The sequence below is a fragment of the Burkholderia sp. BCC0419 genome (assembly GCF_902830285.1).
Taxonomy (GTDB): domain Bacteria; phylum Pseudomonadota; class Gammaproteobacteria; order Burkholderiales; family Burkholderiaceae; genus Burkholderia.
Window position 1 is genome coordinate 216,256 of sequence record NZ_CADESR010000004.1, and the last position, 25,124, is coordinate 241,379.

A 25,124-nucleotide genomic window follows, 5' to 3' on the forward strand; every position below is an offset into this window, starting at 1 on the left:
ATTCGGGCCTGCGTACCGGCCGCAGGACCGCGGCCGGGCTATTCCGTACCGCGCGCCCGCCATTCGCCCATGCGCCGGGCACGATCCATGCGCTGCCTGCGCCGTCCCCGGACGGTTGTACCTGAAATACAGGTTGGTGTAGTGTCGTGCCGTCGCGGTCCGGCTCGACCGGCCGCGGCAGCGCATGCGCGCACGGCGCGCCGCGTGTGCGCGAGATCGCCAGTCAATCGAATTACCGCGCCCGTGCGCTTTGCCATGAATCAACATCGACTGCCGGCTTCGATCGGCCTTACCGGGGAGGGCGCCTGATGAACGTCGGATTCTTCAATCCGAACCGGACCGCCAACGCATCCGCGTGGCGCGTGTTGCCGAACCGGTGGGACTTCATCGCATTTCCGCTGATCATCTGCCTGATCGCGATGGCGGTGGTCGGCTTTCACGAAACGATGGCGCCGATCGGCGTGCTGCAGACGCAGAAGATCTCGCTCGATCCGTCGAACCTGCCCGAATACGCGTTGCGCACCACGCTGCGGATGCTCGCCGCGATGGTCGCGTCGCTCGCGTTCACGCTTGTCTACGGCACGCTCGCGGCCAAGAGCCGCCGCGCGGGCATGGTGCTGATCCCGATCCTCGACATCCTGCAGTCGGTGCCGGTGCTCGGCTTCATCTCGTTTACGGTCACGTTCTTCCTCGCGCTGTTCCCGAGCCGCGTGCTCGGCGCCGAGCTGGCCGCGATCTTCGCGATCTTCACGAGCCAGGCGTGGAACATGACGTTCAGCTTCTACCAGTCGCTGCGCACGGTGCCGCGCGACCTGGACGAAGTGGCGCGGAGCTTCCACCTGACGTCGTGGCAGCGCTTCTGGAAGCTCGAGGTACCGTTCTCGATGCCGGGCCTGATCTGGAACATGATGATGTCGATGTCGGGCGGCTGGTTCTTCGTCGTCGCGTCGGAGGCGATCACCGTCGGCAACCAGACGATCACGCTGCCGGGCATCGGCGCGTATCTCGCGCAGGCGATCTCGGACAAGAACTTCGGTGCGATCGGCTGGGTGATCCTGACGATGACGGTCGTGATCCTCGCGTATGACCAGTTGCTGTTCCGCCCGCTCATCGCGTGGGCCGACAAGTTCCGGATGGAGAACACCGCATCGGGCGATGCGCCGCAATCGTGGCTGCTCGACCTCGTGCGCCGCACGCGGCTGATCCATCAGCTGCTCGTGCCGGCCGGCTGGTTCTTCGCGAAGGCCGCGCGGATCCCGCTGCGCCTGCCGCTGTCGGGCGCGATGCGCTTCACGCTGCCGCGCGTCGAGAAGAAGGGGTCGCGCACGGTCGACATCGTGTGGGCGGGGCTCGTGCTGCTCGGCACGGCCTATATCGTGTGGCGCGTCGTCAGCTTCGTCGCGACCGGCGTGACGATGGCCGAGGTCGGCCACGTGCTCGTGCTCGGCCTCATCACGCTGCTGCGCGTGGTCGTGCTGATCTCGATCGCCTCCGTGATCTGGGTGCCGATCGGCGTGTGGGTCGGGCTGCGCCCGAAGCTGGCCGAGAAGCTGCAGCCGCTCGCGCAGTTTCTCGCCGCGTTCCCGGCGAACCTGCTGTTCCCGGTGTTCGTGATCGTGATCGCGCGCTTCCACCTGAACGCGGACATCTGGCTGTCGCCGCTGATCGTGCTCGGCACGCAGTGGTATATCCTGTTCAACGTGATCGCCGGTGCAACGTCCTACCCGAACGACTATCGCGAAGCGGCGACCAACTTCCGCATCCGCGGCTGGCAGTGGTGGCGTCAGGCGATCCTGCCCGGCATCTTCCCGTACTACGTGACCGGCGCGATCACCGCATCGGGCGGCGCGTGGAACGCGAGCATCGTGTCGGAAGCCGTGCAGTGGGGCAACACCCGGATCGAGGCGCACGGCCTCGGCGCCTACATCGCGCGGACCACCGCCGCCGGCGATTTTCCGAAGATCATCCTGGGCATCGCCGTGATGTCCCTGTTCGTCACCCTGTTCAACCGCCTGCTGTGGCGCCCGCTGTATGCCTTCGCCGAAGCGAAGCTGCGGCTCGACTGAGACCGATTGAGAGCGAAACGCGATGCACAATCCGAATGCTGTAAACGCCCCCGTCCAGACGTCCCAGCCGCCGCGCCTCGGTGAAGAGATCCTGCGCGTCGATCACGTCTGCCGCGGCTTCAACAAGACGCAGGGCGAGTTGCTCGTGCTCGACGACGCGAACCTGTCGCTGCGCGAAGGCGAGATCGTCGGCCTGCTCGGCCGCTCGGGCTCGGGCAAGTCGACGCTGCTGCGGATCATTGCCGGCCTGATCGAGCCGACCGGCGGCGAAGTGACCTATCTCGGCCAGCCGCTGCGCGGCCCGGCCGAAGGCGTCGCGATGGTGTTCCAGACCTTCGCGCTGTTCCCGTGGCTCACCGTGTTGCAGAACGTGGAAGCCGGGCTCGAAGCGCTCGGCGTCGGCGCGCGCGAGCGGCGCGAACGCGCGCTGGCCGCGATCGACCTGATCGGTCTCGACGGCTTCGAGAACGCATATCCGCGCGAGCTGTCGGGCGGGATGCGCCAGCGCGTCGGTTTTGCGCGCGCGCTCGTCGTCGATCCGACGATCCTGCTGATGGACGAGCCGTTCTCCGCGCTCGACGTGCTGACTGCCGAGACGCTGCGTACCGACCTGCTCGATCTGTGGACGCAGGGCCGCATGCCGATCAAGTCGGTGCTGATCGTCACGCACAACATCGAGGAAGCGGTGTTCATGTGCGACCGGATTCTCGTGCTGTCGTCGAACCCGGGCCGCGTGATCGCCGAGATCAAGGTGCCGTTCAAGCATCCGCGCAATCGTCTCGACCCGGCATTCCGCAAGCTGGTCGACGACATCTACGCGAAGATGACCGCGCGTCAGACCGGCGAAGCGACGAAGAAGGGGCTCGAGCTCGGCAGCTGGCTGCCGCAGGTGTCGACCAACCTGATGGCCGGCCTGATCGAGACGCTCGCGATGGCGCCGTACCACGGCCGCGCCGACATGCCGGAAATCGCGCGCACGCTGCACCTCGAGGTCGACGACCTGTTCCCGATCGCGGAAGTGCTGCAGTACCTCGGCTTCGCGGACGTGCGTGAAGGCGACGTGTTCCTGACGCCGCCGGGGCGCGTGTTCGCGGAATTCGGCACGCAGGAGCGCAAGCTGATGTTCGCCGATCACCTGCTGAAGCACGTACCGCTCGCCGCGCGGATCAAGAAGGTGCTGAACGAGCGTCCGGGCCACCGCGCGCCGCGCGTGCGCTTCGAGCAGGAGCTCGAGGATTTCCTGTCGGACGGCGCGGCCGAGGAAACGCTCGACGCGGTGATCGACTGGGGGCGGTACGGCGAGATCTTTTCGTACAACGATCAGACCGAGATTTTCAGCCTGGAGGATGTCGAGTCCTGAAATTGATGGAACGGCGAGGTTCCTGGAACTGAATTGAATGACCGATAAGAATCCCGATTTTTCACCGATGCGCATGCGGGCACGCGGATTCGTGTCGCAGGGGCGCATCGAGGACGCGCTCGGGTTGTACGGCGACATCCTGAAAGTTGCGCCGGAAGACGCGGCGACGTATGCCGATCGCGGCACGACCTTCGCGATGATCAAGAAGACGGATCTCGCGCTGAACGATCTGAACCGGGCCATCGAGCTGGGCTACACGGATCCGTCGGCGTATTGCACGCTCGCGACGATTTACCTCGAAGGCGGTGCCTACCAGAAGTCGCTCGATTACTTCGACCAGGCGCTGAAGCTCAATCCCGACCAGCCTTTCGTCTATTTCAATCGCGCCAGGGCATACGAGACGCTGGGCGATATCAAGGCGTCGATTGCCGATCTGGAGCGCTGCCTGACTTACAACCCGGACGATGCGCTGTCCGCGAAGATCAAGGAAAGGGTGGCGCAGCTTCGCGCGCGTCTGTAACGGCTGTCTCCGGAGGTGAGATGTGCGGCACCCGGCCCGGAAGAATCCGGGCGAATGGCTTGGGGGAGTTGTGATGTTGACGCGGGACAGCTTGCCGTATTCCGCGCTGCCGTTATCGTTGGCAGCGCTGATCCCCGAGACAGTTTTTCTGAAGGCGTTCGAGAATGCCGAGTCGCAAACGGTCATCGTTTGGTACTCGGACGAGCAAATCGGTCGTCAGCACGAAATCGAGTTTTCGCCGAGGCTAGGGCGTCTGCTGTCGCGCGGCGAGCGCGAAGCGCAATTTCCGCCGGAGCGTCAGATGGTGCTGCAAGACGGGATCCGCGTGCACGTAGGCAATAGGCTCGAGGCCGACACCGACGTTCGCTACGAAACCTATACCGTATACGATCCTGTGACGTCGTCGAAGCTTGCAGTCGGCGAACAGATGTTCTTTGTGCGGTTTCCGGACGAACCCGAGACGGTCGTTCGGCAGGCGATCGAACGAGCGAAGTTCCCGAATACGTATGCGGGATGGAGCGCAATCGAGCGCACTCGTTATTGGGTGGGCGTGCTGTATCGTGCGCGACGCCAGACGGGGGAGTCGGGTATCAACGAAGACGAAGCCTTCCGGCCTGCATTGTTGAAGCAGATGAGGGCGGTGGATCCTGATGTCGATGGCATGCTTGCGGCGGTGCTTGCCGAGCTGAGTCGAATGGAAATGATCGCCCCGGATGTCATGCGGGCTGCGTTCAATCGACGTACAGGCGCATCGATCTGATCGCCCGGCCACCAGTGTGCCCGATGCGCGACGCGCATTGATTGACCGATGCGCGGCGTATGGCGCGATTACTGCAAATTCCCCCACCGATCGACGGCCGGTTCCGCCGAAGCCCACTTCCAGTGCGTGCCTTGCTGGCACGCATTCGCGAAATACCAGTCGGCCTTGTCGCCGTCCTTCACCGAGAACGCGAATTCCTTGCACAGCGCGAGCGCCGACGAGTACGCGCGCGTGACGCGCACTTCGCCTTCGCCGTTTTCGAGCGGCAGCGTGTTCTTCACCTTCCACGGCTTCACTTCGCCGACGGCGAGACCGCCGGCCGTCTTCGCGATCGCGTCCTGCTGGTTCTGATGGAGCTGCTTCATCGTGCGGTTGACGGCTTCGTCGGTCGCGGCCTGGACGGCAATCCCGACGCCGACGCCGACCGCCGGGTTCGCCGTGACGAGGCCGGTCGCCGCGCCGGCCAGCGCGCCGCTCGCCGCGCCGACCGAACCGCAGCCCGACAGCGCGACCGTCGCCGTGCACAGCGCGCCGACCGCCGCGATACGGATCGCGACGCTCATTGCAGCGCGCCCCAGCGTTCAGTTGCCGGTTCGGCCGACGCCCATTTCCATGCGGGCCCGTCGCGGCAGATGGTGGCGACGTAGAACGCCGACTGTGCGGCTTTGTCGCCCTTCGCCGGCGTGTCGACGGCAAACACGATTTCCTTGCAGTCGAGCGGACCGACGCTGATCATCCGGCTGACCGTCACGCGGCCCTGCTCGTCGTCCTCGATCGGGAACGAATGATGCGTCGACCACGGCGCGACGCCGCCGACGTCGAGCGGGCCGGCCGCCTTCGCGATCTGCTCCTGCGTGTAGCGGTGCGCGACGCGTTGCGTGTACTGGACGCCAGCCCGCGCGCCGGCGACGGCGCCGAGGCCGATGCCCGTCGCGACGGCGGCGTTGTTGGTGACCTTGGAGGCGATCGCGGCGCCCGCGATACCGGCGCCGGCTGTCGAGCCTTCGCTGTACAGCGAATTGCAGCCGGACAGCAGTGCGGCCGTGGCGATCACGGCCAGCACGACGCGCGCCGGCGTGGCCCGGCGCGGCGATTCGAAACGAATGTTCATCCCTGAGTGCAAGTCCTGTCTGGGTGAGCGGCGACGCGTGCACGCCCTGATGCCGCATCATTGTTTCGCAATTGTCATAGGAAAACTGCAAAGCTTTGACAAATCGCCGTGCGGCAGGCCGCGTGCGCGCGGGCGGCGTTATTGTCGGATAGATGATTGACGAGGGGTCGAAACGTTACAAATTGAAGGTAATTGTTACCTTCGGATGCGACCAAGCGACCTAGACTGTTTTGTTATGGAATGTTTCTACGACGGCCTCGAGCCGCGCCGCATATGAGACACCCAGCCATGCGCCGTTCGAAACGGTTGTCACACCGGCCGCCTGACGCGGCGGCCGGCCATCCGGAAGACCGCCCGCGTCCGCAGACCGACGCGCCCTCGGCACCGCCTGCGGGCGCGCCGGACGAGACGCCGTCGGACGGCGATCACAACCAGGGTGGGGCTCGCCCGGAAGGGCTCGACTATCAACGCGACCTCGGTCAGGAGCAGGACGCTTGATACGGTCGTCGCCGCATTCCACCGCCGTATTTCATTGCAATTCTCGGAACTGAATCGCCGCGCGGCCGCCTTCGGGCCGCCGCGCCTGCTTCGGCGCGCGTCGCGCGCCAGCCAATCGAATCGAGGAGGGGAAGTCGCATGAGCAGATTGATCGTGGTATCGAATCGTGTCGCCGCCGGCGAGGACACGCGCCCGAGCGCGGGCGGCCTGGCCGTCGGCGTGATGGACGCGCTGAAGGAAACGGGCGGCGTCTGGTTCGGCTGGAACGGCGAGATCGTCGGTGCGCCGGATGCCGAACCCGCGATCCAGCGGGACGGCAACGTGACCTACGCGACGGTCGGCCTGACCCGGCGCGACTACGACCAGTACTACCGCGGCTTCTCGAACGCGACGCTGTGGCCGGTATTCCATTACCGCGGCGATCTCGCGCGCTTCGATCGGCAGGAGTACGCCGGTTATCTACGCGTGAACGCGATGCTCGCGAAGCAGCTCGCCGCGCTGCTGCGTCCGGACGACCTGATCTGGGTGCACGACTACCATCTGCTGCCGTTCGCGCACTGCCTGCGCGAGCTCGGCGTGAAGAACCCGATCGGCTTCTTCCTGCACATCCCGTTTCCGTCGCCCGACATGCTGCGTCTCGTGCCGCCGCACGAGGAGCTCGTGAAGTTCATGTGCGCGTACGACGTCGCGGGTTTCCAGACCGAGACCGACAAGCAGGCGTTCACCGACTACATCGAGCGGCGCGGCATCGGCGCGGCGAGCGACGACGGGATGCTGCATGCGCACGGCCGCGTCGTGAAGGTCGCCGCCTATCCGATCGGCGTGCATCCCGACGCGATCGCGCAGGCGGCCGTCCAGTACGGCACGCGCAAGCCGGTGAAGATGCTGCGCGAGGCGCTGGGCGATCGCAAGCTGGTGATGAGCGTCGACCGCCTCGATTACTCGAAGGGGCTCGTCGAGCGCTTCCAGTCGTTCGAGCGGATGCTCGCGAATGCGCCGGGCTGGCAGGGGCGCGTGTCGCTCCTGCAGATCGCGCCGCCGACGCGTTCCGACGTGCAGACCTATCAGCACATCCGCGAAACGCTCGAAGGCGAGGCCGGCCGCATCAACGGCCGCTTCTCGCAGCTCGACTGGACGCCGATCCAGTACCTGAACCGCAAGTACGAGCGCAACCTGCTGATGGCGTTCTTCCGGATGTCGCAGGTCGGCTACGTGACGCCGCTGCGCGACGGGATGAATCTCGTCGCGAAGGAATACGTCGCGTCGCAGGATCCGGCCGATCCGGGCGTGCTCGTGCTGTCGGAGTTCGCGGGCGCGGCGGCCGAGCTGACCGGCGCGCTCCTCGTCAATCCGTACGACCTGTCGCAGATGGCCGAGGCGCTCGAACGCGCGCTGTCGATGCCGCTCGCGGAGCGGCAGGCGCGTCACGACGAGAACCTCGCGCGGCTGCGCGAGAACGACCTGTCGGTCTGGCGCGATACGTTCGTCGCCGACTTGCGCAGCGTCGCGGCGGCGGCGTCGGTCACGCAGCGCGCGGGCCGGCGGGCTGCGCATGCGTGAGTGCGCGCCGGGTGCCGCCGGTAGCGACGACGAAGCGGCCGACGACACGACCGGCCGCTTCTTCGTCGTGACGGGCGGCCCGGGTTCGGGCAAGAGCACGTTGCTCGATGCGCTCGAGCGCGCCGGGTTCGCTCGCTCGCAGGAGGCGGGGCGCGGCGTGATCCGCGACCAGGCGGCCGTCGACGGACCTGCGCTGCCGTGGCGCGACCCGGCTGCGTTCGCCGAGCTGATGCTGAGCTGGGAGATGCGGTCCTACCATCTCGCGCGGCAGGCGCGCGGGCCCGTGTTCTTCGACCGCGGCGTGCCGGACGTGATCGGCTATCTGAAGCTGACCGGGTTGGCGGTACCCGCACACGCGGAAGCCGCGGCGCGGCGTTTCCGTTATCACCGGCGCGTGTTCATCGCGCCGCCGTGGCCCGACATCTATGCGCAGGACACCGAGCGCCGGCAGGATTTCGCGGAAGCGGTGCGGACCTATGACGCGATGGTCGATTGCTATACGTCGTATGGCTATCGGCTGATCGAGTTGCCGCGCGTGAGCGTGAAGGCGCGCGTGCGCTTCGTGATGGATACGCTCGACGCCGCATGACGCCTGCCGCGTGTGCGGCGCGCGACGGTGTCAGGCCGCCGTGTCCGGCTGCGGCGACGCGATGCGCAGCAGGCTGACGACCGCGGCCACCGCCGCGAACACCGTGGCGACATAGAGTGCGATCGTCGGCCCGCGGTCGGGCGCGAGCCCGAAAATCAGCGCGACGAGCGCGGCGCCGAGCGTCTGGCCCGTCAGGCGCGCGGTGCTCAGCATGCCGCCGGCGCCGCCGCTGCGCTCGCGCGGCGCCGACGACAGCATCGCGCGGTTGTTCGGCGATTGGAACAGCCCGAAGCCTGCGCCGCACAGCGCCATCCGCCACACGATGTCGACCGTGCCCGGGTGCGCGCCGATCGTTGCGAGCGACAGCAGCCCGGCGGCAAACAGCGCAAGCCCGATCCCGCCGAGAACGCCGGCCGAATAGCGGTCCGACAACACGCCCGCGAGCGGCGCGGCGAACACGATCACGAGCGGCCACGGCGTCATGTAGAGGCCCGTCTCGACCTGCGAGAAACCGAGCGAATGCTGCAGCCAGAACGGCAGCGCGACGAACGCGAGCATCTGCGACGTGAACGACGCCGTCGACGTGTAGACCGACAGCGCGAACATCGGGATGCGCATCAGGTCGACCGGCAGGAGCGGCGCCGGCTGCGACAACTGACGCTTCACGAAGAAGTAGCCGACGACGAACGCGACCGCCAGTTCGGCCACGACGTACGCATGACCTTCGCCGTGACCGAGCCCGTCGACGGCCGTGATCAGCAGGCCGAACACGCACGCGTTCATCAGCGCGCTCGGGAAGTCGTACGGCGCATCGTGCAGCGGGTTGGCCGGCAGCGCGCGCAGGCTGCCGAGCACGGCCGCGATGCCGATCGGCACGTTGACCGCGAAGAGCCACGGCCACGACGCGAACGACAGGATCGCGGACGCGACCGTCGGCCCGATCGCCGACGACAACGCGACCACCATCGCGTTGATCGACAGCCCGCGCCCGAGCAGCGACGACGGGTAGATCATCCGCACGAGCGCCGCGTTGACGCTCATGATGCCGGCCGCGCCGAACCCCTGGATCACGCGCATCACGGCCAGCATCGGCAGCGAGCCGGCCAGCGCGCAGCCGAGCGACGCCGCGGTGAAGAGGGCGAGCCCGGCGATGTAGATGCGGCGATAGCCGATGCGTTCGCCGAGCGACGCGAGCGGCAGCAGCGTGATCGTGACCGCGAGCTGGTACGCGTTGACGATCCAGATCGACGCGGCGTCGGACGCGTGCAGGTCGCGCGCGATGGTCGGCAATGCGACGTTCGCGATGGCGCCGTCGAGCACGGCGAGCGTGATGCCCAGGGCGACGCAGACGATCGCCCAGTAGCGTTGCGGAAGCGGCAGGCCGGTATCGGCGTTCATGACGGGAGCGAGAGCGTGGTTGTCCGTGTGCCCGCTTGCCGGTTGCGTGCGCAACCATGTGCAAGGGTGGCGGCGGCGATGAACGGCCCGGCCGGCGAGGCTGCACCGGCACGGGGCCGGTCGAGTGTATCACCGGGCCGCATCGCGCGACGCCGGCGCGCCCGGCCGGCGGCCGGCGGGTGCATTCAGCCTTCGAAGTCCAGGCCGCCGAGCCGCACGAGCGGGTCGGCCTGCGTGCGCGACGCGAGATCGATGTCGCGCGCGGCCTGCCATGCGCCGAGCTTTTTCGGCAACGCGGCGAGGTAGTGCTCGAAGCGCTGCGGGCCGTCCGGCTCCATCAGCCGCTCTATCTCGTCGGTGTCCCACGTCAGTTCGAGATTCAGCGGATGCACGAAGCCGCTCACGTGTTCGTGCGGTGTGCTGCGGATCTGCACGCGCGTCGGGTGCCCGTGCCCGCCATAGGGGACGACATCGGTCTGCACGTGATCGGCGAAGACCGCGGCGATCGCCTGCGCGATGCGCGGCGCGAATTCGGTATCGAAACGGCGGGCGGTTTCGGGCTGCATGAAGGCGTCTCCTGTATGCCGAAAATCGTAGCACGGCGACGACGCGTTTCGACGGGTGCGATACCGGTAATCGCGCGTTACCACTTGCTGCATCTATTACGGCCGCGGACCGCCACAATGCATCTCATCCAGTACCACTTCGCGTGGGAGTCCATCATGAAAAAGATTGCCGCAGTGTGTGTCCTTGCCGGTTCGCTCGCGGTCGCGGGCCCGGCGTCGGCGCATGGCCGCGACGGCGGCGCTGTCATCGGCGCATTGATCGGCGGCGCGGTGCTGGGCGCGATCGTGACGTCGGCGATGAATCCGCCCGTCGCGTATCAGGCGCCCGTGTATCAGGCACCGGCCTATCAGCCGCCGACGTACTACCAGGCACCGGCCTATCAGCAGCCGGCTTATCCGACCTACCAGCAGGCGCAGTACCAGGACGACGATGGCCCGAACTATTGCTACGACCGTTATCAGCGCGCGTACGTGTGCGGAGCGCCCGTGTCGCGCGGCTATGCGCAGCCGGCCGGGTGGTAAGCGGCACGCGTATAACGAGTGGGCAGGTTAGCCATTGCATCGGCGAACCTGCCTGACTCCCGGTAGGGCGGACGACAAAAGGCCCTCGCGGTGATGCGAGGGCCTTGGTCTTTTGGCGGTCGTCTATCGGTTCGTACCGATCGCGTATGAACCGTACGCGGATACAAACGGTTGCAATTGCGTCAATGGCGATGACCGCCGCCGTTGCCCTGGCCCCGTCCGCCGCCGCCGTCGTTCCAGTCGGCGCGGCGTCCGTCGCCGCGGCCCCAGCCGCCGTGACGGGCGCGCTCGCTGCGGTCGCGATCCCAGCCGCCGCGGTCGTGATCCCAGCCGCGGCGATCCCAATCGCGGCGCCCACGGTCCCAGTCGCGCCCGCCGCCACCGCCCCAGATATTGACCGTGCCGTACACCGGCGACGGCGCGTAGGCCGGGCCATACGCGTAGCCCGGATCGGAATAGTAGGTCGATCCGTAGCCGTATCCGGCGTCCGGACCGACGACGCAACCGGCCAGCAGCGTGGCGACGCCGGCGGCCGCAATGAGCTTCAGCATGATGTTCTCCGTTGATTCCCATATAAGTACCGCGCGCGGGGATTGCCGGCTGTTTGCAATTGTGTCGTCAAATTACAGCGTCGTAAGGTCTTGCGACGAAAGTGTTAGCATCCAGAGCCTATTTTGTTTATCGGGAGCATATCGATGAAATTCGCGATCCGGGCCGTCCTGGCCGCCTGTTGCGTGACGACCGCCGCCGCCTGCGCGGCAGGGCCTGCATCGGCGCCCGCCGTGCCGGCCGAGTCGATCAAGATGTTCCCGCAGCCGGCGGCCGGCCAGCAGCGCGCCGTGATCGCGCTGCCCGCGCTCGAGAATGAAGGCGACGCACGCGTCGAACTGATGATCGGCAAGACACTGCAGACCGATTGCAACCAGCAATGGTTCGGCGGCGAACTGACCGCCGAGGACGTGAAGGGCTGGGGCTATCCGTACTATCGGCTGACCGACGTGAAGGGGCCGGCATCGACGCTGATGGCCTGCCCGGGCCAGGCGCCGCAGCAGCGATTCGTGCAGGTGCGCGGCGATGGCCAGCTGCTGCGCTACAACAGCCGTCTGCCGCTCGTCGTGTACGTGCCGGACGGCTTCGACGTGCGCTACCGCGTGTGGCATGCGTCGAAGGACGTGCAGCACGCCGTGACGCAGTAAGGCAGCGGCGCACGTGCGCGGGTTTTCCGCGTTGCGCCGTTATCCGCCGCTCGCGCCCGCGAGCGCCGGCCACGCGGCCAGCGCGGCTTGCGCGACCGCTTCCAGATCGCGACGGCTCGCGCCGTCGCGCGCCTGAATCGACATCCCCTGTTGCACCGTCACGTAGTAGCGCGCGATTGCGTCGAGGTTCGCGCGCGCGGAGATTTCGCCGGTTGCAACGCCCTGGGCGAGCCGCGCGCGCAGCGCGGCGACCGTTTGCTCGCGCATCGCGATCAGCGTTTGCCGGACCGTGTCGGACCGCTCGGCCGGATGCAGCGCCGACAGCACGATCAGGCAGCCGGCCGGTTTCGACCGGCGCGTGAACACGCGCGCGGTCTGCATCAGGTAATTCTCGACGGCGTCGTGCGCACTGGCGGCCTGTTCGACGCCGTCCCAGATCTCGCGCCCCTCCGTTTCGCGGTAGTGCTCGATCGCCTGCCGGAACAACGCTTCCTTGCTGCCGTACGCCGCATACAGGCTCGGCGATGCAATTCCCATCGCGGCCGTCAGGTCGGCCATCGACGCCCCCTCGTAGCCGAGGCGCCAGAACACCTCCATCGCGCGATCCAGCGCCGCTTCCTTGTCGAAGCTTCTCGGTCGGCCCCGTTCAGCCATGACGTTCGTTCCTTCGTCGATATCTGTATCGATCGATAAAATAATTCAATTGACAGCGCCGCGCAACCTGCCACATTCTGTGTCGGTCGTTACATAAATGACCAAAAGGAGCTTTCATGAATCGACTTCAGGGCAAGCGCGCACTCGTCACGGGCGGCAGTCGCGGCATCGGCGCGGCCATTGCGAAACGGCTGGCGGCGGACGGCGCGGACGTCGCGATCACTTACGAGAAATCGGCGGAGCGCGCGCAGGCCGTCGTCGCCGACATCGAGGCGCTGGGCCGCAGAGCCATTGCAATCCAGGCCGACAGCGCCGATCCGGTTGCCGTGCGCAACGCGGTCGATCGTGCGGCGGAAGCACTCGGCGGCCTCGACATTCTCGTCAACAACGCGGGGATTTTCCGGGCCGGTGCACTGGACGACCTCACGCTCGACGATATCGACGCGACGCTGAACGTGAACGTGCGCGCGGTGATCGTCGCGTCGCAGGCGGCGGCGCGGCATCTCGGGGAGGGCGGACGCATCGTGTCGACCGGCAGTTGCCTCGCGACGCGCGTGCCCGATGCGGGGATGAGCCTCTATGCGGCGAGCAAGGCCGCGCTGATCGGCTGGACGCAGGGGCTCGCGCGCGATCTCGGCTCGCGCGGCATCACGGTCAACATCGTGCATCCGGGTTCCACCGATACCGATATGAACCCGGCTGATGGCGAGCACGCCGATGCGCAGCGTTCGCGGATGGCGATTCAGCAGTACGGCAAGGCCGATGACGTGGCCGCGCTCGTGGCGTTCGTCGTCGGGCCGGAAGGGCGGTCGATCAACGGGACGGGGTTGACGATCGACGGCGGGGCGAATGCTTAAAGGCCGATGCCCGGCGTGAGTTGACCGGGTGGAGGTGCGTGTTCGTTTGTTCGTTACTGGCAGCCGAGGCGCTGATGCTCGGCTTCCAGGTCGGCCCGTTTGTCGTAGGCGCGCAGTTCGTTGCGCGGCTTGCCGTCCGGGCCCATTCCGCGCACGACCTTCTGGCCGCGGTCGGGCGAATGCGTGACTGCGTCGATGCCGGCGGCTAGTTCCCGGCAGCGGGCATTAGAGGCAGTGCTTTCCGGGCGCGGGGCTGCCGAGGCAGTGACGTTGGCGATGCCCGGGCTGACGTAGCGTTGCTTGGTGGAGGCCGTGCCGGTGTCGGCGGCATTGGCCGTGCCGGTCATCGCCGAAAGGGTGGCGAGCGCCGCGATCGTTCGAATCATTGGTGAAGTCCGTGTGCTGAACCGAAGAAGGTTCGGAATTCTACGCAACGTTCGGCGCATGTCTGCGGCGAATGGGCGAGGTGCGGTCGCGTGTCGCACGTCGTGGTGAACGCGCGATTGCATCGCCGTTCGTATGCTGCAGCTGCGCTGCACGCGCAAGCAACATCTCCTGGACAACAAAAAGCCCGCTTGCTTTCGCAAAGCGGGCTTCGGCATTTGGTTGCGGGGGTAGGATTTGAACCTACGACCTTCGGGTTATGAGCCCGACGAGCTGCCAGACTGCTCCACCCCGCGGCGCGAAGTGTACTTCGGGTTGATGCTGAGAGTCAATCGATTCGTGCGAAGACGGTTCGATGCCATATCGGGCCGGTTCCTTGAAACGACTGCAACGCAGTGAAGCCGACGCGTACAGCCGCAAATTTTTCGCACTCGCCACAATATTCGCGCGCCTGAAACGTCTTCAGACGCATGGAACCGCCACCCACTTCGCAAACGATGACCGACTCAGACCGCGACATCACTGCGACTGTGATGCGTGAACGAACGAGGCTAGGGAATTTTATTCGGCGCCGGATCCGCGACCCGGACGATGCCGAGGACGTTCTGCAGGATGTGTTTCACGAATTCGTACAGGCTTATCGACTTCCTGCGCCAATCGAACAGGCGAGCGCGTGGCTGTTCCGTACCGCGCGCAACCGCATCATCGATCGTTTTCGCAAGAAGAAGGAGCAGCCGCTGACCGATCTGCTCGATGCCGACGACGAAGCGGATAGCGAGTATCGCCTGGATCTCGCGCTACCGGCACACGATGCCGGCCCCGAGGCGCTCTACGCTCGCACGCTGTTGCTCAAGGCGTTGCAGGATGCGCTCGACGAGTTGCCGGCGAATCAGCGCGAGGTTTTTATCGCGCACGAACTCGAAGGGCTGTCCTTCAAGGAGATGGCCATGCAGAGCGGTGTCACGCTCAATACGCTGCTCGCGCGCAAACGCTATGCGGTCCTGCATCTGCGCGCCCGACTGCAACCGATTTATGACGAACTGGATATCTAGAGGAGTCGACGGATGAATTTTCGAATCAGATGTGCGGGCAAAGCGCTGCTCGTGGTGGTCGCCATCGGCGTGCTCGGATGGGTCGTCATGACGCTGTGGAACTGGGTGATTCCGGCGCTATTCGTCGGCGCGCGGACGATCGACTTCGCCCATGCGCTGGGGCTGCTCGTGTTGAGCCGCATCCTGTTCGGTGGATTCCGCGGACACCGCGGCTGGCACGGCCGGCGCCACTGGCGCAAGTGGGAAGCCATGACACCCGAAGAGCGCGAGCATTTCCGGGCCGCATGGCGATCGCGCGGCAAGCGGCCCACGGAGGAATGAACATGCGCGAGAAATCAACGGCCGACTGCAAGCAGAAGGCGGGCGTGATTGCGCCGGTCGTCGATCTGAAACGTTGCGAAGGCAAGGGGGATTGCGTCGCCGTTTGCCCTGAAAACGTGTTCGAGGTCCGGCGCATCGATCAGGTCGATTATCTTGATCTTGGTCTGATGCATCGCCTGAAGCTGCGTGTGCATGGAATGAAAGTCGCGTACACGCCGAATGCGGACGCGTGCCGGTCCTGCGGGCTTTGCGTGACGGCGTGTCCTGAACGCGCAATCACGCTTGCCCGAAGGGCATAGCGTCGTCAGTGCTCGCCGATGATGGAGCGGCAGCGCAGGAAGCCTGACGACGGATTGGCAGTCGCTGGATACGCCGTCCAAGTGATCAACTTCATCAGGGAACGCACTTGACTTCAACTACTCATGTTCTTCTGCAACGGCTTCATGAAGAAAGCCGGAGCGAAATCATCGCCCGCGCCCGCGCGCAGTTCCAGGGGCCCAACGAGGCGTTTCCGACGCTCGTCGACGAATACGAAGCGCTCGCCCCGAGGCTGCGAGGGCGTTTTCTCGAAACGTTCGGCCTCTTCAGCGACGATTTCGAGTCCTCGGAAGGCAGTGCTCTATCGTTAGCCGTGTCGGCGGAAACGGGAAGATTCTTGCGCAACATGGTGCTGTCGCAACGGCCGGCCAGAATCCTTGAGCTCGGCAGTTCCTGCGGCGTGTCGACCCTGTATTTCGCCGACGCGCTGCGTACGTTGGGCCGTGGCGTGGTCATCGCGACGGAAGGCGATGCGCTCAAGTGCGCGCGTTTGCGCGGCCACGTCGAAACAGCCGGCCTCGACGCCTATGTCGATTTGCGGGAGGGCGATGTATTCGAGACGGTTGCCGAACTGGACGGGACTGTCGACATGGTGTTTATCGACGTATGGGCCGACGCCTATCTGAAGCTGTTCAAGCAGATCGAGGGCCTGCTACGCCCAGGATCGGTCGTGCTTGCCGACAACATGTATACGGCCGAGGACGCCGTTCGACCGTACAAGCACTACCTCGACGAGGATCCGCGGTTTTCGACCACGACGCTGGATTTTGAGTCGGGGGTCGAGTTTACGGTTGTTGTTGCTTGAGGGGAGTTTCTCGTGAATCCGGGGAGGCATAGAGCTTGGCTGGTCCCCCCGACAGGAATCGAACCTGTATCTAGCGCTTAGGAGGCGCTTGTTCTATCCATTGAACTACGGGGAGAGCCAAGTCCGGGCAATCGCGCGAAAAAACGCGAGCCGGACGGCGGTGTGGACAGCGCGCAGAGTATAGCAAACGCGCGACGCGTCGGCGGGGCGGAATGCGCCGCCCCAACGCGCGTATCGCGTAATCAACCGCGATCGGAACAGAAAATCAGAAATCGACGACGACGAAATCTTCCTTGCCCACGTCGCACAGCGGGCAGCGCCAGTCGGCGGGAATGTCGGCGAAACGCGTGCCGGCCGCGATGCCTTCGTCGGGCAGTCCTTCCGCCTCGTTGTAGACCCACCCGCAAATCAGGCAGACCCAGCTCTGGTATTCGGTTACTTCGCTCATGTTGCGCTCGGGATAATGAAAATTCGGCGATGCCGTCCGCGGCCTGGCCGGCGGACGAAAGGCGCAATGGTACCGGAATTTCGCCGAACGCCTGCGCAACGTCGTTTTAAACGTACGCATCGCGAACAACGCAACTGAAACACGCCCGCTGTTCGTGCGGTGTATGCTTCCGAGGCTGTCCAATCATAAGGAGAATGCGATGCTGAACAGAAAGTGGATCGCAGGTGCGGTATGCGTCGCGGCGATGGCCGTGTCGACGATCGCGCGGGCCGAGGCGCGCGTGTATTTCGAAGCGCCGAGCGACGGTGCGACGGTGTCGAATCCGGTGCATGTGAAGTTCGGTCTCGAAGGCATGGCGCTGAAGCCGGCCGGCGACATGACCCCGAATACCGGTCACCATCACCTGCTGATCGACGGCAAGCCGGTACCGAAGGGCGACGTGATTCCCGCGAGCGAGCGTTCGCTGCACTTCGGCAAGGCCCAGAACGAAACCGACATCAAGCTGCCGCCCGGGCAGCACACGCTGACGCTGCAATTCGGTGACGGCGCGCACCGTTCGTACGGTTCCGAACTGAGCTCGACGATCACGGTCAACGTGAAATAACCGTGCATCCCGCGCCGGCGCCCGATGCGCCGCGCGCGGGATCTACCGATCGGCCGGCCCCGGGCATCCGGCCGGCATTCGCGTGCTCATGCGGGCACGCAAACCGTAGCCGGCATCCGAAAACCGGAGGTCGGCCACACCGCGTCCACGATACCGCGTCGGCGCCCGCCAGGAGCACCCCGCGGCACTCGTCCGTCCAGCCGAGCCGATGCCGGCCGCCGCGCCCGGTACAATGGGCGCTTCCGATTTCTCTCTTCGCCGTCTCCCCATGTCGCTCTATTCCATTACCGGCGCGCAGCTCGCGTTCGGTCACGTCGCGTTGCTCGATCACGCGGATTTCTCGCTGGAAGCCGGCGAGCGGGTCGGCCTGATCGGCCGCAACGGCGCGGGCAAGTCGTCGCTGCTGAAGATCGTCGCCGATCTCGCGAAGCCCGACGACGGGCTGATCACGCGCCAGCAGGAGCTCGTGACCGTCTACGTGCCGCAGGAGCCCGAATTCGAGCCGGGCGCGACGGTGTTCGACGCGGTCGCGTCGGGGCTCGGGCATACGCGCGAACTGCTCGAAGAATACGATTCGATCGCGCACCGCCTCGCGGAGATACCGGAGGGCGCCGAGCACGATGCGCTGCTCGCGCGGATGAACGCGCTGCAGTCGTCACTCGATGCGCACGACGCGTGGAACTGGCGCACGCGCGTGGCGATGACGCTCGCGCAGATCGGCCTGACGGACGGCGACGCCAGCGTCGACGCGCTGTCGGGCGGGATGCAGAAGCGCGTCGCGCTGGCGCGGGCGCTGGTGCTGCAGCCCGACGTGCTGCTGCTCGACGAGCCGACCAACCACCTCGATTTCGACGGCATCCGCTGGCTCGAAGAGCTGCTCGTCGCGCAGCGCGCGGGCCTGCTGTTCATCACCCACGATCGCGCGTTCCTCGACCGCGTCGCGACGCGCATCGTCGAGCTCGATCGCGGCCGGCTGCTGTCGTATCCGGGCAATTTCTCCGCGTACCAGACGCGCAAGGCGCAGCAGCTCGAAGTCGAGCGCGTGGAGAACGAGAAGTTCGACAAGCTGCTCGCGCAGGAAGAAGTGTGGATCCGCAAGGGTGTCGAAGCGCGCCGCACGCGCAGCGTCGGCCGCATCGCGCGGCTCGTGCAGATGCGCGACGAACGCGCGGAGCGCCGCAATGCGCAGGGCAACGTGAAGCTCGACGTCGCGCAGGGCGAGAAGTCCGGCAAGATCGTCGCGGAGCTGACCGACGTGACGAAGCGCTACGGCGGCCGCACGGTGGTCGACCGCTTCTCGACGACGGTCATGCGCGGCGACAAGATCGGCTTCGTCGGCCCGAACGGCGCCGGCAAGACGACGTTGCTGAAGCTGATCCTCGGCGACCTGAAGCCCGACGAAGGCACGGTGCGCACCGGCACGAACCTGCAGGTCGCGTATTTCGACCAGATGCGCGCGCAGCTCGACCAGGAGAAGAGCCTCGCGGATACGATCAGCCCCGGCAGCGAATGGGTCGAGATCGGCGGCGTGCGCAAGCACGTGATGAGCTATCTCGGCGATTTCCTGTTCGCGCCGGAACGCGCGCGTTCGCCGGTGAAGTCGCTGTCGGGCGGCGAGCGCAACCGGCTGCTGCTCGCGCGCCTGTTCGCGCGCCCGGCCAACGTGCTGGTGCTCGACGAACCGACCAACGACCTCGACATCCCGACGCTCGAACTGCTCGAAGAGCTGCTGGCCGACTACGACGGCACGGTGCTGCTCGTCAGCCACGATCGTGCGTTCCTCGACAACGTCGTGACGTCGGTGATCGCGGCCGAGGGCGACGGCAAGTGGCGCGAATACGTCGGCGGCTTCACCGACTGGCAGATCCAGAGCGAGCGCTCGGAGCAGCTCGCGCAGCAGGAAGCGGCGAAGCGCGCGGTCAAGGAGGCGGCGCCCGCGAAGGATGAACCGGCGAAGAGCGCGGCCGGCCGCAACGCGCAGCGCACGGTGAAGCTGTCGTTCAACGAGCAGCGCGAACTCGATTCGCTGCCGGAGAAGATCGCCGCGCTCGAAGCGGAGCAGAAGACGATCAATGCGCAGCTCGAGGACGGCGCGATTTTCGCGAAGGATCCGCAGGAAGGCACGCGCCTGACCGAGCGGTTCGCGGCGATCGACGACGAACTGCTCGCCGCGCTCGAACGGTGGGAAACGCTCGAGGCGAAGCGCAAGCCGGCATGACGCGTGCGGCGCGCGCCGATCCCGCGATTGGCGCGCCACGCGGAACCAGTAGAATACCGCGCGTTCAGGGTCGCGCAGCGCACGCCGCGCGCCCGCTTTCGGAGCAGTCCAAGCACACCGTTGTTTCGATTCGCTTTTTTACGGAACTCAACGTTTTGTCCACGACGTTATCCACACGAGGTGTGGACAACGTCCCGATGAATGACGAAATTCAGCGCCTATGTCAACAAAGAAACCCAGCGCGGCCTATAGCGAAGCATCGATCAAGGTGCTCAAGGGTCTCGAGCCGGTCAAGCAGCGGCCCGGCATGTACACCCGTACCGAAAATCCGCTGCACATCATCCAGGAAGTCATCGACAACGCGTCCGACGAGGCGCTCGGCGGCTACGGCAAGCAGATCACGGTCACGCTGCACACCGACCAGTCGGTCTCGGTCGAAGACGACGGCCGCGGCATCCCGTTCGGCATGCACCCCGAAGAAGGCGTGCCGGTCGTCGAGATTGTGTTCACGCGCCTGCATGCGGGCGGCAAGTTCGACAAGGCCGCGGGCGGTGCGTACACGTTCTCGGGCGGCCTGCACGGCGTTGGCGTGTCGGTGACGAACGCACTCGCGACGCGTCTCGACGTGACGGTGTGGCGCGACGGCAAGATCGCCGAGCTCGGCTTCGCCGACGGCGACGTCGTGAAGCCGCTGTCGACGCAAGGCGCAGGCCGCGGCGAGAAGAAATCCGGCACGCGCGTGCAGGTGTGGCCGAATCCGAAATACTTCGATTCGCCGAACCTGCCGCTCGGCGAGCTGCAGCGCCTGCTGCGCTCGAAGGCCGTGCTGCTGCCGGGCGTCGAGGTCGTGCTCGTCAACGAAAAGACCGGCGAGCGTCAGACGTGGAAGTATGAAGACGGCCTGCGCGGCTACCTGCTCGACGAAATGAACGGCAGCGAGCTGCTGATCCCGCTGTTCGAAGGCGAGCGCTTCGCCGATTCGCGTTCGGGCGACGACACCTTCGCCGAGGGCGAGGGCGCATCGTGGGTCGTCGCATGGAGCGAGGAAGGCTCGCTGGTGCGCGAGTCGTACGTGAACCTGATCCCGACGCCGGCCGGCGGCACGCACGAGTCGGGCCTGCGCGACGGCCTGTACCAGGCGGTGAAGAGCTTCGTCGAGCTGCACAACCTGCAGCCGAAGGGCGTGAAGCTGCTCGCGGAAGACGTGTTCGCGCGCGTGTCGTTCGTGCTGTCCGCGAAGGTGCTCGATCCGCAGTTCCAGGGGCAGATCAAGGAACGGCTGAACAGCCGCGACGCGGTGAAGCTCGTGTCGTCGTTCTCGCGTCCGGCGCTCGAACTGTGGCTGAACCAGCACGTCGAGCACGGCAAGAAGCTCGCGGAACTCGTGATCAAGCAGGCGCAGGCGCGTACGCGCGCCGGCCAGAAGGTCGAGAAGCGCAAGAGCTCGGGCGTCGCGGTGCTGCCGGGCAAGCTGACCGACTGCGAGACGGAAGATATCGCGCGCAACGAACTGTTCCTGGTCGAGGGCGACTCGGCGGGCGGCTCCGCGAAGATGGGCCGCGACAAGGAATACCAGGCGATCCTGCCGCTGCGCGGCAAGGTGCTGAACACGTGGGAAACCGAGCGCGACCGCCTGTTCGCGAACAACGAGGTGCACGACATCTCGGTCGCGATCGGCGTCGATCCGCACAGCCCGGACGACACCGTCGACCTGTCGAACCTGCGCTACGGCAAGATCTGCATCCTGTCGGACGCGGACGTCGACGGCTCGCACATCCAGGTGCTGCTGCTCACGCTGTTCTTCAAGCATTTCCCGCAGCTGATCGAGCGCGGCCATGTATGCGTCGCGCGGCCGCCGCTGTTCCGCGTCGACGCGCCCGCGCGCGGCAAGAAGGCCGCGCAGAAGCTCTATGCGCTCGACGACGGCGAGCTCGAAGCGATCCTCGACAAGCTGCGCAAGGACGGCGTGCGCGACACGCAGTGGAGCATCAGCCGCTTCAAGGGCCTCGGCGAAATGAGCGCCGAGCAGCTGTGGGATACGACGATGAATCCCGATACGCGCCGCCTGATGCCGGTGAAGCTCGGCGAGCTCGACTACGAGGCGACCGTCGCGCGCATGACGATGCTGATGGGCAAGGGCGAGGCAGCCGCGCGGCGCGGCTGGCTCGAGGAAAAGGGCAACGACGTCGAAGCGGACATTTAAGCGGAGCGTTCCGCGCGGCCGGGCATGACGCCCGGCCCGGCCTCACGCCACTTACGAATACGGAATTCAGATGGACGACAATACTTCCGATCTCTTTGCCAGCCCCGACGCGCCCGAGAGCGACGCGCTGACGCTCGGCAACTACGCGGAGCAGGCGTATCTCAGCTACGCGGTCAGCGTCGTGAAGAGCCGCGCGCTGCCCGACGTGTGCGACGGCCAGAAGCCGGTGCAGCGCCGGATCCTGTTCGCGATGAACGAAATGGGCCTCGGCCCCGACGCGAAGCCGGTGAAGTCGGCGCGCGTGGTCGGCGACGTGCTCGGTAAATACCATCCGCACGGCGACCAGTCGGCGTACGACGCGCTCGTGCGTCTCGCGCAGGATTTCTCGCTGCGCTATCCGCTGATCGACGGCCAGGGCAACTTCGGCTCGCGCGACGGCGACGGCGCGGCGGCAATGCGTTACACGGAAGCGCGCCTCACGCCGATCGCGAAGCTGCTGCTCGACGAGATCGACCAGGGCACGGTCGACTTCATGCCGAACTACGACGGCTCGTTCGAAGAGCCGAAGACGCTGCCGAGCCGCATGCCGTTCGTGCTGCTGAACGGCGCGTCGGGCATCGCGGTCGGCCTCGCGACCGAAATCCCGTCGCACAACCTGCGCGAGGTCGCAGCCGCGGCGGTCACGCTGATCCGCAATCCGAAGCTCACGCACGCGGAGCTGATGAACCTGATCCCCGGCCCGGATTTCCCGGGTGGCGGCCAGATCATCTCGAGCGACGCCGAAATCGCGGCCGCGTACGAAACGGGCCGCGGCAGCTTGAAGGTGCGCGCGAAATGGAAGATCGAGGAGCTCGCGCGCGGCCAGTGGCAGCTCGTCGTGACCGAGCTGCCGCCGAGCACGTCGGGCCAGAAGGTGCTCGAGGAAATCGAGGAACTGACCAACCCGAAGCTCAAGCTCGGCAAGAAGACGCTGACGCCCGAGCAGCTCAACACGAAGAAGGCGATGCTCGACCTGCTCGACGCTGTGCGCGACGAGTCGGGCAAGGAAGCGGCGGTGCGGCTCGTGTTCGAGCCGAAGTCGCGCACGATCGACCAGACGGAATTCGTGAACACGCTGCTCGCGTACACGAGCCTCGAATCGAACGCGACGCTGAACCTCGTGATGATCGGCGCCGACGGCCGGCCGGGCCAGAAGGGCCTGCTGACGATCCTCGACGAATGGGTGAAGTTCCGCCAGCTGACGATGACGCGCCGGTGCCGCCATCGCCTCGCGAAGGTCGACGACCGCATCCACATCCTCGAAGGGCGGATGATCGTCTTCCTGAACATCGACGAGGTGATCCGCATCATCCGCGAGGCGGACGAGCCGAAGGCCGCGCTGATGAGCGCGTTCGGCCTCAGCGAGCGGCAGGCCGAGGACATTCTTGAAATCCGCCTGCGCCAGCTCGCGCGGCTCGAGAAGATCAAGATCGAGAAGGAACTCGAAGCGCTGCGCGACGAGAAGGCGAAGCTCGAGGAACTGCTCGCGAACGAAAGCGCGATGAAGCGGCTGATGATCAAGGAGATCGAGGCCGATGCGAAGCAGTACGGCGACGATCGCCGCACGCTGATCCAGCAGGAAAAGCGCGCGACGTTCGAGGCGAAGGTGGTCGACGAGCCGGTGACGGTGGTCGTGTCGCAGAAGGGCTGGGTGCGTGCGCTGAAGGGCCACGGGCTCGACCCGGCCGGCTTCACGTTCAAGGCGGGCGACCACCTGTACGCGGCGTTCCAGTGTCGCACGCCGGATCGCCTGATCGCGTGGGGCAGCAGTGGGCGCGTGTACTCGGTCGACGTGTCGGTGCTGCCGGGCGGGCGCGGCGACGGCGTGCCGGTCACGTCGCTGATCGAGCTCGAATCGGGCTCGCACCTGATGCACTACTACGCGGCGCCGGCCGACCAGCCACTGCTGCTCGCGTCGAGCAACGGCTTCGGCTTCCTCGCGAAGGTCGGCGACATGGTGAGCCGCGTGAAGGCCGGCAAGTCGTTCATGACCATCGATGCGGGCGCGGTGCCGCTCGCGCCGATGCCGGTGCTGCCGAACGCGACGCAGGTCGCGTGCCTGTCGAGCGGCGGGCGCTTGCTCGTGTTCGGGATGGACGAGATGAAGACGCTGTCCGGCGGCGGGCGCGGCGTGATCCTGATGGCGCTCGACGACAAGGAAACGCTCGTGCAGGCGCTGGCGATCGATCCGGCCGGCGTCGTGCTGATCGGCACCGGTCGCGGCGGCAAGGCGCAGGACGACACGCTGTCGTATGCCGGGCTCGCGCCGCACATCGGCAAGCGCGCACGCAAGGGCCGCGCGCCGGACACGAAGCTCAAGGTCGTCAACGAGCTGCGTCCGCTGCTCGGCTGACGCCGCGCGCGGTCGCCCGGTTCGGCCGCGATCGAAGGCCGCACGTCCGCTTCGGCGGGCGTGCGGCTTTTTCTTTCTGGCGTGGGGATTCGGGTAAGCAAGCGTGGCGTTGTCACCCGGAACTTGCAAAATAATGTGAAATCGCGCCGAGGGCCTGAACCGCGGCGCGGCTGGCGGGTCGAACGTCGCTTGATGCCGCGTGCGACGCGGCCGTTCGCTGCACCTCACTCATCACAGGATCGTCCCCATGTCCCACGCCGTTGCCGTCGCGCTGTTTCTTCACCTGCTGGCCGTCGCCGTGTGGGTGGGCGGGATGGTCTTCGCGCACTTCTGCCTGCGCCCGGCGCTGTCCGACCTGTCGCCGCAACTCCGCTTGCCGCTGATCGAAGGCGTGTTCGGCCGCTTCTTCAACTGGGTGTCGGGGGCCGTGATCGTGATCCTGCTGTCCGGCGGCTTCCTGCTGACGAGCTTCGGCGGCGCGCACGCGACGTGGTCGCTGCATGCGATGGCCGGGCTCGGCGTCGTGATGATGCTGATCTTCGGGCACATCCGCTTCGCGCTGTTCCCGCGCATTCGTCGTGCGGTGCAGGCGCAGAACTGGCCGGACGGCGCGCGCGCGGTGAACGCGGTGCGCCTGCTCGTCGTCGTGAACCTCGTGCTCGGCGTCGTCACGATCGGCGCGGCCGTGCTGTCGCGCGGTTTCTGACCGGCCGGCCCTCGGC

At 66.3% G+C, this 25,124-nt stretch carries 27 protein-coding genes and 2 tRNA genes; 19 read left to right on the forward strand and 10 right to left on the reverse strand.

Annotated features, from left to right (window positions below; genetic code table 11):
• Positions 1-308 precede the first annotated feature (308 nt).
• The 4 genes from HWW87_RS22900 (at position 309) to HWW87_RS22915 (ending at position 4,706) form a co-directional block, all read left to right on the forward strand.
• Positions 309-2,066: an ABC transporter permease subunit gene (locus HWW87_RS22900; protein WP_175822277.1), complete on the forward strand. Its 1,758-nt coding sequence runs from the start codon at positions 309-311 to the stop codon at positions 2,064-2,066.
• 22 nt (positions 2,067-2,088) lie between these two features.
• Positions 2,089-3,426 carry a nitrate/sulfonate/bicarbonate ABC transporter ATP-binding protein gene (locus HWW87_RS22905; RefSeq protein WP_006497149.1) on the forward strand — a complete coding sequence of 446 codons (1,338 nt, stop codon included), beginning with the start codon at positions 2,089-2,091 and terminating at the stop codon, positions 3,424-3,426.
• A 37-nt stretch (positions 3,427-3,463) separates the two neighbouring features.
• Positions 3,464-3,946: a tetratricopeptide repeat protein gene (locus HWW87_RS22910; RefSeq protein WP_175822278.1), complete on the forward strand. Its 483-nt coding sequence runs from the start codon at positions 3,464-3,466 to the stop codon at positions 3,944-3,946.
• 73 nt (positions 3,947-4,019) lie between these two features.
• Positions 4,020-4,706, forward strand: coding sequence for a hypothetical protein (locus HWW87_RS22915; RefSeq protein WP_175822279.1), 687 nt, complete (start codon positions 4,020-4,022; stop codon positions 4,704-4,706).
• A 68-nt stretch (positions 4,707-4,774) separates the two neighbouring features.
• Here HWW87_RS22915 and HWW87_RS22920 read toward each other — a convergent pair whose 3' ends face one another.
• Together HWW87_RS22920 and HWW87_RS22925 are read right to left on the reverse strand one after the other, a co-directional pair.
• The gene (locus tag HWW87_RS22920) at positions 4,775-5,269 is read right to left on the reverse strand and encodes a hypothetical protein (RefSeq protein WP_175822280.1); all 495 of its coding nucleotides are present in this window, start codon (positions 5,267-5,269) and stop codon (positions 4,775-4,777) included.
• Positions 5,266-5,817, reverse strand: coding sequence for a hypothetical protein (locus tag HWW87_RS22925; RefSeq protein ID WP_174429179.1), 552 nt, complete (start codon positions 5,815-5,817; stop codon positions 5,266-5,268). The genes HWW87_RS22920 and HWW87_RS22925 overlap by 4 nt, the downstream gene beginning before the upstream one ends.
• A 288-nt stretch (positions 5,818-6,105) precedes the next feature.
• Between HWW87_RS22925 and HWW87_RS22930 the strand changes: the two genes are divergently transcribed.
• The 3 genes from HWW87_RS22930 (at position 6,106) to HWW87_RS22940 (ending at position 8,464) form a co-directional block, all read left to right on the forward strand.
• Positions 6,106-6,315 carry a hypothetical protein gene (locus HWW87_RS22930; RefSeq protein WP_082742018.1) on the forward strand — a complete coding sequence of 70 codons (210 nt, stop codon included), beginning with the start codon at positions 6,106-6,108 and terminating at the stop codon, positions 6,313-6,315.
• Between the two features lie 138 nt (positions 6,316-6,453).
• The gene (otsA, locus tag HWW87_RS22935) at positions 6,454-7,875 is read left to right on the forward strand and encodes an alpha,alpha-trehalose-phosphate synthase (UDP-forming) (protein WP_174387999.1); all 1,422 of its coding nucleotides are present in this window, start codon (positions 6,454-6,456) and stop codon (positions 7,873-7,875) included.
• Positions 7,868-8,464, forward strand: a complete 597-nt coding sequence (locus tag HWW87_RS22940) for an AAA family ATPase (RefSeq protein ID WP_175822281.1) — start codon at positions 7,868-7,870, stop codon at positions 8,462-8,464. The genes otsA and HWW87_RS22940 overlap by 8 nt, the downstream gene beginning before the upstream one ends.
• 30 nt (positions 8,465-8,494) lie before the next feature.
• Here the strand turns inward: HWW87_RS22940 and HWW87_RS22945 are convergent, their stop codons facing one another.
• Both HWW87_RS22945 and HWW87_RS22950 read right to left on the reverse strand, forming a co-directional pair.
• Positions 8,495-9,862, reverse strand: coding sequence for an MFS transporter (locus HWW87_RS22945; protein ID WP_175822282.1), 1,368 nt, complete (start codon positions 9,860-9,862; stop codon positions 8,495-8,497).
• A gap of 185 nt (positions 9,863-10,047) precedes the next feature.
• Positions 10,048-10,428: a DUF5594 family protein gene (locus HWW87_RS22950; RefSeq protein ID WP_175822283.1), complete on the reverse strand. Its 381-nt coding sequence runs from the start codon at positions 10,426-10,428 to the stop codon at positions 10,048-10,050.
• Between the two features lie 117 nt (positions 10,429-10,545).
• On the opposite strand from HWW87_RS22950, the gene HWW87_RS22955 reads away from it, so the two are divergent.
• Positions 10,546-10,950 carry a hypothetical protein gene (locus tag HWW87_RS22955; protein ID WP_175822284.1) on the forward strand — a complete coding sequence of 135 codons (405 nt, stop codon included), beginning with the start codon at positions 10,546-10,548 and terminating at the stop codon, positions 10,948-10,950.
• A gap of 182 nt (positions 10,951-11,132) precedes the next feature.
• Here the strand turns inward: HWW87_RS22955 and HWW87_RS22960 are convergent, their stop codons facing one another.
• Positions 11,133-11,501, reverse strand: a complete 369-nt coding sequence (locus HWW87_RS22960; RefSeq protein WP_175822285.1) for a hypothetical protein — start codon at positions 11,499-11,501, stop codon at positions 11,133-11,135.
• A gap of 144 nt (positions 11,502-11,645) precedes the next feature.
• On the opposite strand from HWW87_RS22960, the gene eco reads away from it, so the two are divergent.
• A complete protein-coding gene (gene eco, locus HWW87_RS22965) occupies positions 11,646-12,146 on the forward strand; it encodes a serine protease inhibitor ecotin (protein WP_175822286.1) in 501 nt (166 codons plus the stop codon).
• A 39-nt stretch (positions 12,147-12,185) separates the two neighbouring features.
• Here eco and HWW87_RS22970 read toward each other — a convergent pair whose 3' ends face one another.
• Positions 12,186-12,800, reverse strand: a complete 615-nt coding sequence (locus HWW87_RS22970) for a TetR/AcrR family transcriptional regulator (protein ID WP_175822287.1) — start codon at positions 12,798-12,800, stop codon at positions 12,186-12,188.
• A gap of 116 nt (positions 12,801-12,916) precedes the next feature.
• Here HWW87_RS22970 and HWW87_RS22975 point away from each other — a divergent pair, with 116 nt between their 5' ends.
• On the forward strand, positions 12,917-13,657 hold the full coding sequence (locus HWW87_RS22975; protein WP_175822288.1) for an SDR family NAD(P)-dependent oxidoreductase: 741 nt from the start codon (positions 12,917-12,919) through the stop codon (positions 13,655-13,657).
• Between the two features lie 53 nt (positions 13,658-13,710).
• Here the strand turns inward: HWW87_RS22975 and HWW87_RS22980 are convergent, their stop codons facing one another.
• Both HWW87_RS22980 and HWW87_RS22985 read right to left on the reverse strand, forming a co-directional pair.
• Entirely contained in the window at positions 13,711-14,043 is a 333-nt protein-coding gene (locus HWW87_RS22980) for a hypothetical protein (RefSeq protein ID WP_175822289.1), read from the reverse strand.
• 217 nt (positions 14,044-14,260) lie between these two features.
• Positions 14,261-14,337, reverse strand: a tRNA-Met gene (locus tag HWW87_RS22985).
• Between the two features lie 174 nt (positions 14,338-14,511).
• Here HWW87_RS22985 and HWW87_RS22990 point away from each other — a divergent pair.
• From HWW87_RS22990 to HWW87_RS23005, 4 genes are all read left to right on the forward strand, one after another.
• Entirely contained in the window at positions 14,512-15,093 is a 582-nt protein-coding gene (locus HWW87_RS22990; protein ID WP_175822290.1) for a sigma-70 family RNA polymerase sigma factor, read from the forward strand.
• 12 nt (positions 15,094-15,105) lie between these two features.
• Positions 15,106-15,414 carry a hypothetical protein gene (locus HWW87_RS22995; protein ID WP_175822291.1) on the forward strand — a complete coding sequence of 103 codons (309 nt, stop codon included), beginning with the start codon at positions 15,106-15,108 and terminating at the stop codon, positions 15,412-15,414.
• Between the two features lie 2 nt (positions 15,415-15,416).
• Positions 15,417-15,713: a 4Fe-4S dicluster domain-containing protein gene (locus HWW87_RS23000; protein ID WP_175822292.1), complete on the forward strand. Its 297-nt coding sequence runs from the start codon at positions 15,417-15,419 to the stop codon at positions 15,711-15,713.
• Between the two features lie 107 nt (positions 15,714-15,820).
• The gene (locus HWW87_RS23005) at positions 15,821-16,537 is read left to right on the forward strand and encodes a class I SAM-dependent methyltransferase (RefSeq protein WP_175822293.1); all 717 of its coding nucleotides are present in this window, start codon (positions 15,821-15,823) and stop codon (positions 16,535-16,537) included.
• 40 nt (positions 16,538-16,577) lie between these two features.
• Here HWW87_RS23005 and HWW87_RS23010 read toward each other — a convergent pair.
• Both HWW87_RS23010 and HWW87_RS23015 read right to left on the reverse strand, forming a co-directional pair.
• Positions 16,578-16,652 (reverse strand) — tRNA-Arg (locus tag HWW87_RS23010).
• Between the two features lie 150 nt (positions 16,653-16,802).
• Complete coding sequence (locus HWW87_RS23015) at positions 16,803-16,985, reverse strand: rubredoxin (RefSeq protein WP_034190709.1); 183 nt, start codon at positions 16,983-16,985, stop codon at positions 16,803-16,805.
• 199 nt (positions 16,986-17,184) lie between these two features.
• Between HWW87_RS23015 and HWW87_RS23020 the strand changes: the two genes are divergently transcribed.
• From HWW87_RS23020 to HWW87_RS23040, 5 genes are all read left to right on the forward strand, one after another.
• Entirely contained in the window at positions 17,185-17,589 is a 405-nt protein-coding gene (locus HWW87_RS23020) for a DUF4399 domain-containing protein (RefSeq protein ID WP_175822294.1), read from the forward strand.
• Between the two features lie 232 nt (positions 17,590-17,821).
• Complete coding sequence (locus HWW87_RS23025; protein WP_175822295.1) at positions 17,822-19,807, forward strand: ATP-binding cassette domain-containing protein; 1,986 nt, start codon at positions 17,822-17,824, stop codon at positions 19,805-19,807.
• Positions 19,808-20,027: 220 nt separating this feature from the next.
• Positions 20,028-22,010, forward strand: a complete 1,983-nt coding sequence (locus tag HWW87_RS23030) for a DNA topoisomerase IV subunit B (RefSeq protein WP_175822296.1) — start codon at positions 20,028-20,030, stop codon at positions 22,008-22,010.
• A gap of 70 nt (positions 22,011-22,080) precedes the next feature.
• Entirely contained in the window at positions 22,081-24,402 is a 2,322-nt protein-coding gene (parC, locus tag HWW87_RS23035) for a DNA topoisomerase IV subunit A (RefSeq protein ID WP_175822297.1), read from the forward strand.
• Positions 24,403-24,649: 247 nt separating this feature from the next.
• Positions 24,650-25,108: a CopD family protein gene (locus HWW87_RS23040; RefSeq protein ID WP_006487629.1), complete on the forward strand. Its 459-nt coding sequence runs from the start codon at positions 24,650-24,652 to the stop codon at positions 25,106-25,108.
• Positions 25,109-25,124 lie beyond the last annotated feature (16 nt).

What these genes read in the sequence shown, in the direction of transcription:
- HWW87_RS22955 (WP_175822284.1), top strand. Translation starts at nt 10,546, where the DNA reads ATGCATCTCATCCAGTACCACTTCGCGTGGGAGTCCATCATGAAAAAG.
- HWW87_RS22980 (WP_175822289.1), bottom strand. Translation starts at nt 14,043, where the DNA reads ATGATTCGAACGATCGCGGCGCTCGCCACCCTTTCGGCGATGACCGGC.
- HWW87_RS22945 (WP_175822282.1), bottom strand. Translation starts at nt 9,862, where the DNA reads ATGAACGCCGATACCGGCCTGCCGCTTCCGCAACGCTACTGGGCGATC.
- HWW87_RS23000 (WP_175822292.1), top strand. Translation starts at nt 15,417, where the DNA reads ATGCGCGAGAAATCAACGGCCGACTGCAAGCAGAAGGCGGGCGTGATT.
- HWW87_RS22900 (WP_175822277.1), top strand. Translation starts at nt 309, where the DNA reads ATGAACGTCGGATTCTTCAATCCGAACCGGACCGCCAACGCATCCGCG.
- eco (WP_175822286.1), top strand. Translation starts at nt 11,646, where the DNA reads ATGAAATTCGCGATCCGGGCCGTCCTGGCCGCCTGTTGCGTGACGACC.
- HWW87_RS22990 (WP_175822290.1), top strand. Translation starts at nt 14,512, where the DNA reads ATGGAACCGCCACCCACTTCGCAAACGATGACCGACTCAGACCGCGAC.
- HWW87_RS22930 (WP_082742018.1), top strand. Translation starts at nt 6,106, where the DNA reads ATGCGCCGTTCGAAACGGTTGTCACACCGGCCGCCTGACGCGGCGGCC.
- parC (WP_175822297.1), top strand. Translation starts at nt 22,081, where the DNA reads ATGGACGACAATACTTCCGATCTCTTTGCCAGCCCCGACGCGCCCGAG.
- HWW87_RS22975 (WP_175822288.1), top strand. Translation starts at nt 12,917, where the DNA reads ATGAATCGACTTCAGGGCAAGCGCGCACTCGTCACGGGCGGCAGTCGC.
- HWW87_RS22925 (WP_174429179.1), bottom strand. Translation starts at nt 5,817, where the DNA reads ATGAACATTCGTTTCGAATCGCCGCGCCGGGCCACGCCGGCGCGCGTC.
- HWW87_RS22995 (WP_175822291.1), top strand. Translation starts at nt 15,106, where the DNA reads ATGAATTTTCGAATCAGATGTGCGGGCAAAGCGCTGCTCGTGGTGGTC.
- HWW87_RS23015 (WP_034190709.1), bottom strand. Translation starts at nt 16,985, where the DNA reads ATGAGCGAAGTAACCGAATACCAGAGCTGGGTCTGCCTGATTTGCGGG.
- HWW87_RS22970 (WP_175822287.1), bottom strand. Translation starts at nt 12,800, where the DNA reads ATGGCTGAACGGGGCCGACCGAGAAGCTTCGACAAGGAAGCGGCGCTG.
- HWW87_RS23040 (WP_006487629.1), top strand. Translation starts at nt 24,650, where the DNA reads ATGTCCCACGCCGTTGCCGTCGCGCTGTTTCTTCACCTGCTGGCCGTC.
- HWW87_RS23030 (WP_175822296.1), top strand. Translation starts at nt 20,028, where the DNA reads ATGTCAACAAAGAAACCCAGCGCGGCCTATAGCGAAGCATCGATCAAG.
- HWW87_RS22915 (WP_175822279.1), top strand. Translation starts at nt 4,020, where the DNA reads ATGTTGACGCGGGACAGCTTGCCGTATTCCGCGCTGCCGTTATCGTTG.
- HWW87_RS22905 (WP_006497149.1), top strand. Translation starts at nt 2,089, where the DNA reads ATGCACAATCCGAATGCTGTAAACGCCCCCGTCCAGACGTCCCAGCCG.
- HWW87_RS22960 (WP_175822285.1), bottom strand. Translation starts at nt 11,501, where the DNA reads ATGCTGAAGCTCATTGCGGCCGCCGGCGTCGCCACGCTGCTGGCCGGT.
- HWW87_RS22910 (WP_175822278.1), top strand. Translation starts at nt 3,464, where the DNA reads ATGACCGATAAGAATCCCGATTTTTCACCGATGCGCATGCGGGCACGC.
- HWW87_RS23025 (WP_175822295.1), top strand. Translation starts at nt 17,822, where the DNA reads ATGGGCGCTTCCGATTTCTCTCTTCGCCGTCTCCCCATGTCGCTCTAT.
- HWW87_RS23020 (WP_175822294.1), top strand. Translation starts at nt 17,185, where the DNA reads ATGCTGAACAGAAAGTGGATCGCAGGTGCGGTATGCGTCGCGGCGATG.
- HWW87_RS22920 (WP_175822280.1), bottom strand. Translation starts at nt 5,269, where the DNA reads ATGAGCGTCGCGATCCGTATCGCGGCGGTCGGCGCGCTGTGCACGGCG.
- otsA (WP_174387999.1), top strand. Translation starts at nt 6,454, where the DNA reads ATGAGCAGATTGATCGTGGTATCGAATCGTGTCGCCGCCGGCGAGGAC.
- HWW87_RS22950 (WP_175822283.1), bottom strand. Translation starts at nt 10,428, where the DNA reads ATGCAGCCCGAAACCGCCCGCCGTTTCGATACCGAATTCGCGCCGCGC.
- HWW87_RS22940 (WP_175822281.1), top strand. Translation starts at nt 7,868, where the DNA reads ATGCGTGAGTGCGCGCCGGGTGCCGCCGGTAGCGACGACGAAGCGGCC.